This window comes from Ruminococcus flavefaciens AE3010, assembly GCF_000526795.1.
In the GTDB taxonomy this organism is placed as follows: Bacteria; Bacillota; Clostridia; order Oscillospirales; family Ruminococcaceae; genus Ruminococcus; species Ruminococcus flavefaciens_D.
Genome location: NZ_JAGT01000001.1, coordinates 523443 through 535633, shown reverse-complemented (window position 1 = coordinate 535633; position 12191 = coordinate 523443). Strand labels below are relative to the sequence as shown.

Here is a 12191-nt window from a genome sequence, read left to right as displayed (position 1 = left end):
AAAATTATTATACTATAAAAACGAAACAATTTCAACCCCCACAGCGAAAACATAAACATATTTTATTATCTATTGCTACACCAAATTAAATTACAATCGTCGGAATATTAAATATAGATACCAAAATTTCGGCATCGTCAAAAAATGTCTTTTGAATATTGCTGTTTTATACGAAAACTTGCGTTTATTTGGTGCGTTACGCCAAAATTTGCGAAATTTACAAAATGTTCTTTACTTTTTGTTGATTCTATGGTATCATTTACACAAAGGTATAAATAATAGGATACTTATATCATATCGCATTAAACTAAAGTAAAATCTTTTCAAAAACCACTTTACTTTTGCGTAATAATGTGTTACAATGTAAAGTACAAAATTGTTTATTTATGCCTTTATGGCAGATTGGAGAATTATAATGATCGAAAAAATCAAATCAGAAAGTATGGATCTGCTCTTTGAAGCTATTCTCACTCTCGAATCAGTTGACGACTGCTATAAGTTTTTTGACGATCTCTGTACAAGCATCGAGCTCAAGTCATTTGCTCAGCGTCTCCACGTTGCAAAGCTTCTCGACGAGCACAGAGTATATAACAGTATCGTTACAGAAACAGGAGCAAGTACTGCTACAATCAGCAGAGTAAACCGTTCCCTGAAAGACGGAAACGACGGCTATAATATCGTTTTTGACAGACTCAAGGGGAAGAATCTGCTCAAATAAAGTCTAAACTGGGCTTTTCTGCCATAGAAAAGGCTCAGACAATAACATTCTTGAAAGGAAGATCTTAAATGAAGAGGGCGAAGATATTCAAGAAATCATTAGCCTGCCTGTCTGCTGCCGCAAGCCTTTTGTCAAGCGGTATCATGACAAGCACAAATGCCGCGGTAATAACCGAAGGCAAGGAAAACAACTACCACAACTATGCTGAGGCACTTCAGCTCGCACTTTGCTTCTATGATGCAAATAAGTGCGGTGACAAGGTAGCAGATGACGGCTACTACTCATGGCGCGCTAACTGTCATGTTATCGACGGTGAGATCCCGCTCCAGCCTATGAGTCCTATGCCGACTGTCGGAAAGGGCAAGACCGACGATCAGCTCAAGGAGGATCAGGGACTCGGCGCAGGCGACGACGGAAAGACAAAGCCGAATCTCGGCGATGACGATCCTGATCTTTATGTAGGCGTTAATATGTCCAGCGCATTCATTGAAAAGAACAAGAAGTACCTTGATCCCGACGGAAACGGTACTGTAGACCTCACAGGCGGCTGGCACGACGCAGGTGACCACGTAAAATTCGGTCTCCCCGGAAGCTATTCCGCTTCTACTGTAGGCTGGGGTTATTATGAGTTCCGTGATTCTTATGAGGATCTCGGTCTCCAGAAGCACGTTGAAGACGAGCTCCGCTGGATCAACGATTACTTTATGAAAGCTACATTCCTTGATGACGACGGAAATGTAGTTGCATACTGCTATCAGGTCGGCGAAGGTAACAACGACCATAACTACTGGTGCCCACCTGAACTTCAGCAGGAAAACACAATGGTTGCTTCTTCGGGATGTGCTGTTAAGCGTCCCGCTTACTTCGCTACAACAGAAATGCCTGCTTCCGATCAGTGTGCAGGCGCAGCTGCTTCCCTGGCTATCAACTACCTCAATTTCAAGGACACAGATCCTGAGTACGCTGAGGAGAACCTCAAGTACGCAAAGGCTCTTTACGACTTCGCTGTAAAAACTCATATCGAGGAATGGAAACCGGGTATGGTACCGAGCAACTCAAGCCTTGGCTACGACGGAGGTTTCTATACATCAAGCTATGACTACGATGAACTCGCATGGGCTGCTGTATGGCTCTACTACTGTACCGAAAACTATGATTATATAGATGATATCATCGCAGTTGATGATTCTAAGCCAATTTCTGACAGCGGTTCATATGATGCAGATGCTCAGACAGGTCAGCAGCCTTCTTACGCTTACACAGGCTATATGAAACGTATCATTACTGATACTGGTAACTGCTGGCAGAATATCTGGGTTCACTGCTGGGATACAGTATGGGGCGGAGTTTTCGCAAAGCTTGCTCCTATTACAAACACTGCACGTGACTGGTATATCTTCCGTTACAACCTTGAGTTCTGGTCAGGCTGTTCTAAGACAACTGATTGCTCTGCTTGGGGTTATGAGCCTGTACACGGTCACAAGTATTTCGGAAGAGACGATTATCTCTGGAATATGCCGATGACATATGACCAGATCCCTGATCTTCCCGACAGTGAGACAAGCGGCGACTTTATTGCTAAGTCACCTTACGGCTGGGCAGTAGTTTCAGGTTACGGTTCAGCTCGTTACAACACTGCAGCAGGTCTCTGCGCTTGTGTATATGCAAAGACAACAGGCGACGAAACTTTCCTCCCATGGGCAAAGGCTCAGATGGAATACATTCTCGGTAATAACCCTATGGGTTATTCTTACGAAGTAGGTTATGAATCCAACTTCGCTTGTCACCCTCACCACCGTTCATCACACTGCTCAGCTACACAGAGCATGGATGATCCTATAATCCAGGTACATACCCTCTGGGGTGCTCTCGTTGGCGGTCCTGACCTCAAGGACAACCACGTTGATGAGACAAAGGACTATATCTACAACGAAGTTACCGATGACTATAACGCAGGCTTCTGCGGCGACCTTGCAGGTCTTTACCACTACTTTGGTGCTAAGGGCAAGGAGTACGAAAAGGAAAATTACGTTATCGAAGGCTTCGATATGTCCAAAAACGCTATCGGCTACGATCAGGTAGACGAGGACGGAAACGCACTTCCTGTCGGATACTTTGTATCAGGCGGTAAGGCTCAGGAAAAGGAAGACGGTATCCAGCTCAAGCTCGTTCTCCACAACAGAACAATCAATCCTCCAAGATTTGAGTGCGATGTAAAGGCAAGATACTTCTTCAACATCAAGGAGCTTCTCGATAAGGGCTATGGTGTAGATTACCTTGTTCCTCGTATCGATTACGATCAGGAGGCAGGTTACACAAACAACAAGTCTCATGCTACACTTTCCGATCCTGTCAAGTACGACGACGACGGAACATATTATGTTGACGTAACATGGAAGGACTGTAAGTTCTACGGAAGTCGTGTATATCAGTTTGCTCTTACAACAAAGATGGATCCCGAGACTAATGAATATCCTGAGTGGGATTCTTCAAATGACTACAGCTATGCTGATCTTGTAAGCTTTGAGGACGACAACTCCGCAGCTGCTATCACCGATAAGGTAACTCTCTACGCAGGCGATAAGCTCATCTGGGGTACAGAGCCCGACGGCACAACAGCAGGCGGCAGCGAGTACGTTGTAACTCCAAAGGATACAACTACAACAACTAAACCTACAGGTTCTGCTACAACAACTACAACCACAAAGGTTGATCCTTCTAAGACAACAGACGGTACATCAAGCGATGTTGTATACGGTGACGCTAACTGCGACGGTTCAGTTGATATGTCAGATGTTGTACTTGTAATGCAGTCACTTTCAAATCCGAACAAGTATGGCCTTGAAGGTACTGACAAGAATCACATCACAGCAAAGGGACAGAATAACGCTGACTGTGACGCAACAAAGGGCGTTACAACAAATGACGCTCTTGTTATTCAGCAGTACTTGCTCAAGCAGGTCACTAAGCTTCCCGTAAAGTAATGCTATAAAAACAAAAACGGAGAACTTTTTCAAGTTCTCCGTTTTTATTATAATACGATATAAAAAATACAGCCGTTCTTATGAACGGCTGTATCAATATCCCCCGAAAGGAACGGGCAATCATTATTAGGCTGACTCAACAGCTTTTTCCATTGTCTCCTTCTTGAGCTCCTTGCTGTTGAAGGCTTCGGGAGTTGTAAATGTAGGAACCATATCATGCAGAGCATCTACTGCGACCTTTTCATTGTTTTCAAGAGCCGCATTTCTGAGAGCGTTAAGTCTGAAAGCAAAATTTCTCTCATCGATCTCTATCTGCTTGCCAATGAATATGAGTTTATTTGATGTCTTTTTGAGCCCCTCTTCGTTCATGAGAAGCTCTTCCTTTATTTTCTCACCGGGACGAAGTCCTGTGAACTTTATCTCAACATCTTTATATGGCTCTTTTCCGTACATACGAATTAAGTTTTCTGCAAGAGTAACTATCTTAACAGGCCTTCCCATATCAAGTACGAATATCTCTCCACCATTGGCTATTGCAGCAGCTTCCATTACAAGGTTTACAGCCTCTGGAATGGTCATAAAATAGCGTATAATATCAGGGTGTGTAACTGTTACAGGCTTCCCCTGCTCTATCTGCTTTTTAAAAAGCGGAATGACTGAACCGTTTGAGCCAAGAACGTTTCCGAAACGGGTTGTTACGAACTCTGTTCTGCCCTCGTGCTGCTGAGCAAGATACTGAACTATCATTTCACAGCATCTCTTTGAAGCTCCCATTACATTTGTGGGATTGACTGCCTTATCAGTGGATATCATTACGAACTTCTCAACGTTATGATACTGAGCCAGTGTCGCAACATTAAAAGTGCCTATGATATTATTCTTGATAGCCTCCATCGGAGAGACCTCCATAAGCGGAACATGCTTATGTGCAGCCGCATGGAAGACAACATCGGGCTTATATGACTCAAATATCTGATTCATACGGAAATAATCTCTTACAGAAGCTATAAGCGTTACAAGCGATAATTCGTCACCGTATTCCATTTTCAACTCCTGCTCGATATCATAGGCGTTATTCTCATAGATATCGACGATTATCACACGCTCCGGATTGTATTTAGCAATCTGGCGAACAAGCTCGGAGCCGATGCTTCCGCCGCCGCCTGTTACCATACAGACCTTTCCACTGATAAAATTACGTATATCATTATTATTGAACTTGATCGGATCACGGCCAAGCAGATCTTCCACTCTTATATCACGAATCTGATGTATGATCGTCTTGTTCTCATTGTCAAAAACGAGATTTCCGATGAACGGAACGATTTTTACAGGGATCTTGGTATCTGAACATATATCAAGTATACGTTTTCTCTCATCATCAAGACAGGACGGTATAGCAAAAAGTATCTGCTCTACCCTTTTCTCTTTAACAAATCTTGATATTTCAGCAGTAGTTCCTACAACTTGAACTCCGCTTATTTCTGTACCAATCTTATCTCTGTTATCATCGATAATACATACAGGATCAAACAGCGTCACCTGCTTGTCACCTGTATACGGAGAATTCTGAGCATTGTGTATCTCTTTAAGGATAGTCTTGCAGGCTTGTCCGCCGCCTATTACCATAGTACGCTTGCCCTTAAAAGGTTCCGCCTTGACAAGATTTATGAATGTGCATTTGAACATATACCTGAAAAGGCAGATCCCAGAAGTAAGAAGCACTAAGTGAATAAGCGTATATAAAGGAAAAAACGTGCTGTTGATGATATAAACTATAGAAGATGAAACAACAATTCCTATTACAGCGCCGTAAACGCAGGTAAGATAGTCTTTCCTGTTGAAATATCGCCATAGCTTACTGTATGCGCCTGTTATCAGCAAGCTTCCGATACAGCATATGGAACTGACTGCAATAGAAGCTCCGATCAGCGATTCATCAAGTGGCCTCCCGACAAATGAAAGAATAAAATTTGCAATAAGCGCAGCAACAGAAATAATAAAGGCGTCAGCAAAAGCAAGTATGACTTTTCTGCATTTAAAATTTCGACATAGATCTTTCATAACAATAATCCCTCCGATTCAGCCGCTATACAACTATTTAGCTTGATCCATTGTAACGATCAAAAGATAATAATAATACTAAAAGTTAAAAGCAACCTTTAAAAAATTTATAAATATATATTCCCCATCTATATTAATATGATTTTATTATAATAATTGTTTCATAAAAAATCAATACAAAATATGAAATCAATAAAAAAGTTTAGAGAAATTCGTCACATTTGACAAAGGCGTATTATAATTTAAGCTCTTAATGCTGAAGAATGACTTAAACCGCTATTTATAGCCTGTAGAACTAATACGCATGTTTACTGTTCGTATATTGATTTGGCCACTCTATTCAGCCTTCACGAACTCTGTCAGGCTCTTTAATTCGCATATTTCGCATATACTGCCGTTGGAGCTTAGATGCTCGCGGACATGTTTTTTCAGATCATCATCAAATTGTCCTGTCATTATAGCAGTATTTATAAAGCTTAAATCTTCGCCGTCAAAGCCTTTTCTCTCACACAGAGCTCTGTACATTCCGCTGTCGCCTGCTATTACATTAGGAAGATATCTCAGTATTGCCTTGTCGATGTCATTATTATTGAAGTTTGGCAGTATGACAGCTGTCCCTCCAACAGAAAAAACGGAATGGATACAGGTGCAGATACCAAACGCCTGCGATATTGGAATAACAGCAAGAACTCTGTCAGCCTTTTCAATATTGCCGCACATATCAAGGCAATATACCGCAAAATCATTGAACTTCTTATTACTTACTTTACAATACTGTACTGTATCTGATCCCTCACTTATAAATGCCCAAATAGTATTACCTGTTGAATGTGCCGATATATATCTGTCAGAGGGAGAAGCCTTTGAGATAAAGCTGTTCCAGTCCATAAACAGGCTTCTTCTTTTCTTTATGCCGAAATTCTTCAGAATATGCCCTGTTTTCATAATAATCGGCATTTCATCGCTTACAGAAGCTGTTACGAGAAGACTAACATTAAGCTTGCTGTTGAGCGTTTCTATCTTTTCATAAATAGTATCCAGTGCAAATATATATCTGCTCCCGCTTTGTTCGACTCTTGCGATAATGTCATTTTCACCAATGTAAGGGTCAATGATATCCGATACTGCTCCAAGCTTGTTTATAGCGTATAGGAGATATACAGCCTGTGGTATATTAGGAAGACAGACAGATACAACATCTCCTCTGTTGATCCCGCAAGCTACAAGAGCACAAGCGCACCTGTTTATCTCACGGATCAGCTCACGATAAGATATTTCTCTGCCGAAATAGTCAAGGGCACATAGACTTCCATATTCCTTTACACATATTTTCAGATTATCATATACCGATCTGTCGGGAATGATAAGTTGTTTTTTCATTTATATCACTCCATTCTATATTTGCTTTTTAGTCAGATATCATTATATCATCTTTACTTTACTGTTGCAAGACAAAATGCTTATATACATATATTACCACATTTAAATTACTATTATATAGTGTCATTTGTCACTGAAAAAGTGACAAATGTCATTCTGAAAGTGACAAATAACACCTTACAATATGAGCTGAAACGTGTTATTATATAGTCACAAAAAAACAAACTCAACCGCAAAGAAAGGATGATGGTTATGTTAAATATTTCTCTTATAACAATGTTTATATTAGCTGTACCGATCATAATTCCGCTTATGATAATTGGGATAGTAAAAATGTGTGACAGCAAAAACACACATCAGAATTACCCGAATTTCAATTATCCGCCTCAGAATGGATTTTACGGCTATCCACAGTCTCCATATCAGGCAGCTCAAATGCCACAGCCTCCTAAGCCCAAGAAGAAACATGACATGACAGTATCAAATGTACTCTTCCTTATAGGAACAGCATTTGTAGTTCTTTCAGGTCTTGCATTTGGCGTAGCAAAATGGGTACACACTTCCCATGAGGGCAGAGTTGCAATAATCATGGCAGCTTCATTAGTTTCATTCACTCTCAGCGCCGTTGTAGGAAAATTCCTCAAGCTTAACGGCACATCGACTTCATTCTATGTACTTGGCTCGGGCTTTATTGCTACAGCTGTCCTTACAGCAGGCTTTTACAAGCTTATGGGCGAATGGCTCTCATTAAACGGCGACGGCAAGTTTGCTCTTCTTGCAATATCAACGGGCATTTCAGCTGTAATGATGTTTATCGGAGATAAGCTCTTCAAGAAGCTTCCTCTTATCTACACAGCTCTTTCAGCTGCTGCACTTACAATACTTTTTGCAGTATTACAGATCAGCAATGACCTTATGGTAACAGCGCCCATATTCCTTGTACTTCAGACTCTTATTACTGCCGCTATCTATGCTGCAAACCTTTTCAAAGGCAAGAAAAACGAGTTCCCGATCAAGTTCGTCGGTTCATGTTCAGCATTTATCTATGGCTGCTTCCCTGCTGCGTATATTTTCAGCTCTCTTCGTCAGCCAACTTTTATAAGCTACATTATCCTTGCAATTATCATTGGACAGCTTCTCTGCTATGCTAAAAAGACAAAGGAAGAAGTCTTTTCTGCAATAAGCTCAATGGTTACTGTTCTTTTCGCATACATGGCTTCCACAAATATCGTGGAAGAATCAAAGGCAAGATATGGGATCCTTGTATTTGCTGTTCTTTCAATAGTTCTTTACGTAATTCATCGCCTTGTACCACTGATAAAGAACAGATATACCGAATCGATCACACTTTTAACTTCAGTTATCAGCGCCTTCGTGTGTATTTCCACAGCAAGCAAAGGAGCTTTCATTACTGAAATGATCCTTGCACTTATAGTTTCGGTATTTATTGCTGCATACATCTTCCATAAAAATGAAATCATCCAGAATGTCGCAGGATTTATCGCTCCCGTGCTCCCGGCATTCGTAACAGGAGCAGCTATCGTAAATATTATAAAGACATACAACATAAAAAACACAGATATGCTTTATTCAGCTGCATGGAGCATTTTTGCTGCAGGTCTAATAGCAGCTGCTGTACTCATTGCATATCTTCCCAAATACGCTTTTAACTTCCACGCAAAGCACCCACGAAGCAATGACATCGTACTATATGTAAATATGGTAGCATCAGGTCTCTTACTGATACTCATTCCTTCTTCAAAAGCACTCGTGATTATTCCGGCTGTTATAAGCTTCATACATTTTGCATTTTCAAACAAGCTTCGCTGCAATATTACAGCAGTTCTTTCACCTGTTGCATTTATCAGCTGCATACACGCGATCCTCGATGAAGGAACACAGGGCAACCTCTTTTCTTCAATCGTATTCATGACAGTGTTCTGCATCTTCATGGCAATATCAAAGCTTATCTACAATGATGGTATAATCGTTAGAGCAAATGACAGACTTATGTTCGATCCTATGCTCTTATCAGGCTGGCTCGCAGTAATGATGATGTATAGGGATACCACAAGAACATCTGCATTCTTCTTCCTTATCGGACTTGCAATTTATCTTGCTTGCTTCATAAAAAAGAATACATCTCGGGAAACAGCTGCTATTCTGCTTACAGCAACTTCTTCTCTCACAGCTCTGGCTCTTATGATCAGACCCTTCTTTGTACCTGAGTCAAAAGCAGTATCATGGAAGATCTCAATTGGCATAGTTGCACTTGTAGGAGTTGCATGCAGATATATCTGGCGTGAATTTCCAAACGCATCAAGATTCTCTTCAAACAGCATTTTCCTCACATCATTCATCGCACTTCTCATTGACGCAATGTATTTTGATACCGCAGCAAATACCATATTCGTAATGTCAGTTATGTTCTTCGTTCTCGTTACTTCAATAATGGCAAGATCGAAGACATGGTTCATCGCTTCCGCAGCTTCACTCTTCACAATAACAATATACGCAACAAGAGAATACCTTATGGCTCTTAACTGGTGGATATACCTCTTCCTCGCAGGAATCACGCTCATAGCTCTTGCTGCAGGAAACGAATACTGCAAAAAGAACAACCAGACACTCAGATCCTCTGTCGCTAAGAGATTCAGCGGCTGGACTTGGTAAATACTTCAATGCTCCGCGTTCTGCGGAGCATTTTTTTTATTTTTACCAAAAAAACAGTTGCCGAAAAACTTTTAATGTGTTATAATAATTATATATATATATTTACAGTAAATGGAGGTGCATTACCACGCCAACGATCACTTCAGCTGTGCTCCTTATACTTGGTCTGTGCGGTATGCTTGGATCAGTAACATGGATACTCAGGCGCGGCAATAAAAACAGGCTCACCCGTTTATTTCTTTTCTGTCAGTCTTCTATTGTTTTGTGGTTGATCTCGGAGCTGCTCATATTGTTTTCGTACACAAAGCAGCAGTTCTGGATAAGCTACATTATTGGCAATATCGGAATCAGCTGCTTCGGACCGCTATGGCTGTGGCTGTCACAGGAGTACACATATAACGGTCAGAAAAAAATGAAATTTCTCTGGATACTTCCGCTTATAACCATATCATCTATATGCGTTGTGCTGACTAACCCGATGCATCATCTGTATTACGCTGCATTTGTTGAGCGCCGATTTACATACGGTCCCCTTTTCTATGTGTATCAGGTTATCTATTACATATGTATAATTGCAGGAATCACTATAATATGCCTTAAACACACAAGAAATTCATCACAGATAAGCAAGCAGTCAGTTCTGCTCATTCTTTCTGCTGCAATACCTCTTGGAATAAATACCCTGTCTCTGACAGGAGTCTTTCATTCAAATGTTACACTTACTCCTTTATTTTTCGGCTTATCGAGCCTGCTTATAATAATTGCCCTCGGACGGTACGGACTGCTTAATATAAACAGTATTGCTATTCGTGACACTATCAATAACATCAACAGCGGTGTCATTATTTTTGATAACAGCGGCATGGCGACCTATAAAAATAAATACGCCGATTCACTTCCGTTTTTTAAGGATATATCAAGCATAAACGGATTCCTTGATACTGTTTCCGAAATAAGCGGAAATGCTACCGCCCCCGATTTTAAGTCTCTGGAGATCAAGTGCGGTGATGAATACTATAATCTAAAGCAGGCTCACTGTGACAACAAAAATGGCAATAAAGTCGCAAGCGTCATTACAATAAGTAATGTTACGGAATATCATGAGCTTGTAAACGCTGAAAAGAAGCTGAGCCTTGAACAGGAACGCAATCGTATTGCTCAGGAGATGCATGATTCCGCAGGGCATACGTTCACAATGATCAGTTCTCTTGCAAGACTTCTCAAATTTGAGGCGGATAAAACAGAGCCCGACAATGTAAAAATGCTTGAAAATATTTCCGAAATAGACGGTCTGTCAAGGAGCGGTGTAACACAGCTGCGATGTACCATCAATAATCTCCGTGATGATGAATTCATGACTTCCGTCACAAAGGCGGTCCAAACTGTCATTACTGCTGTCAGAGGTGTTGAGATCGAGCTCTGTGTACAGGGCGAGGAAGACGACCGATGCAGCTTCTGCGTAAGAGAAATGTATGACAACTGCCGTGAGACAATTACTAATTCACTGCGTTATTCTGAGGCATCAAGAATAGATATCATACTCAAATTCCTTGATAATCGTATTGAAATGTATATTCTCGACAACGGAAAGGGCTGTGAAACTATTTCTGAGCATAACGGACTTCGCGGAATACGTGAAAGGACTGACAAACTCGGAGGTACTGTGAAATTCAGTTCCATTCAGGGCGAGGGCTTCAATACTATTATAAAAATACCATATAAAGAGGTGCAGATATGATAAAAGTTATTCTGGCAGATGATGTTAAGATACTGCGTGCAGGACTAAAGGCAGTTCTTGTAAGTGACGAAGATATAAATGTTGTAGGCGAGGCTTCGGACGGCAAGGAAGCATACGAAATGTGTGTCCGTCTCAAACCCAATGTTGTACTTATGGACATGAGAATGCCTGATTATGACGGAGGCTATGGCACAAGAAAGATCAAGGATACACTCCCTGATGTCAAGGTTCTTGTACTGACTACATTTGACGACAAGGAAACGGTTGAAAAGGCTATTTCGAGCGGAGCTGACGGCTATATCCTAAAGGAAATGGACAACGATAAAATAATCAACTCCATAAAGGCTGTTGCAGGCGGTATAAATGTATTCTGCGATAATATTTTTCGTTCTATCAAGAAAGATGTCCTCTTACAGCAGGACGCCAAGAACTTTGATCTGAGCGACCGAGAAATTGAATTTCTAAGGCTTATCTGTGACGGATATGACAACAAGGAGATCGCTTCCCGCCTGTTTCTTGCAGAGGGTACTGTTAGAAACGGCGTATCGAGACTTCTTGAAAAACTCGGCTTGAAGGACCGTACTCAGCTTGCAGTATTTGCAATAAAGAATAATCTGATATGAAAAAAAGCCGT

7 protein-coding genes are annotated in these 12191 nt (G+C 41.1%); 5 read left to right on the top strand and 2 right to left on the bottom strand.

Translation table 11 applies throughout. The features are described 5' to 3' along the window. The first annotated feature begins 415 nt into the window (after positions 1-415). Both N774_RS0102365 and N774_RS0102360 read left to right on the top strand, forming a co-directional pair. Positions 416-718 carry a YerC/YecD family TrpR-related protein gene (locus N774_RS0102365; protein WP_024859699.1) on the top strand — a complete coding sequence of 101 codons (303 nt, stop codon included), beginning with the start codon at positions 416-418 and terminating at the stop codon, positions 716-718. A 68-nt stretch (positions 719-786) separates the two neighbouring features. After that, complete coding sequence (locus N774_RS0102360; RefSeq protein ID WP_024859698.1) at positions 787-3702, top strand: glycoside hydrolase family 9 protein; 2916 nt, start codon at positions 787-789, stop codon at positions 3700-3702. 126 nt (positions 3703-3828) lie between these two features. Here N774_RS0102360 and N774_RS0102355 read toward each other — a convergent pair whose 3' ends face one another. Together N774_RS0102355 and N774_RS0102350 are read right to left on the bottom strand one after the other, a co-directional pair. After that, complete coding sequence (locus N774_RS0102355) at positions 3829-5766, bottom strand: polysaccharide biosynthesis protein (RefSeq protein ID WP_024859697.1); 1938 nt, start codon at positions 5764-5766, stop codon at positions 3829-3831. Between the two features lie 336 nt (positions 5767-6102). Beyond that, positions 6103-7146 carry an AMP-binding protein gene (locus N774_RS0102350; protein WP_024859696.1) on the bottom strand — a complete coding sequence of 348 codons (1044 nt, stop codon included), beginning with the start codon at positions 7144-7146 and terminating at the stop codon, positions 6103-6105. Positions 7147-7422: 276 nt separating this feature from the next. On the opposite strand from N774_RS0102350, the gene N774_RS0102345 reads away from it, so the two are divergent. From N774_RS0102345 to N774_RS0102335, 3 genes are all read left to right on the top strand, one after another. After that, complete coding sequence (locus N774_RS0102345; protein ID WP_155250333.1) at positions 7423-9819, top strand: hypothetical protein; 2397 nt, start codon at positions 7423-7425, stop codon at positions 9817-9819. Positions 9820-9967: 148 nt separating this feature from the next. Then, positions 9968-11557, top strand: a complete 1590-nt coding sequence (locus N774_RS0102340; RefSeq protein ID WP_024859694.1) for a sensor histidine kinase — start codon at positions 9968-9970, stop codon at positions 11555-11557. Continuing rightward, the gene (locus tag N774_RS0102335; protein WP_024859693.1) at positions 11554-12180 is read left to right on the top strand and encodes a response regulator; all 627 of its coding nucleotides are present in this window, start codon (positions 11554-11556) and stop codon (positions 12178-12180) included. Before N774_RS0102340 ends, N774_RS0102335 begins: the two co-directional genes overlap by 4 nt. Positions 12181-12191 lie beyond the last annotated feature (11 nt).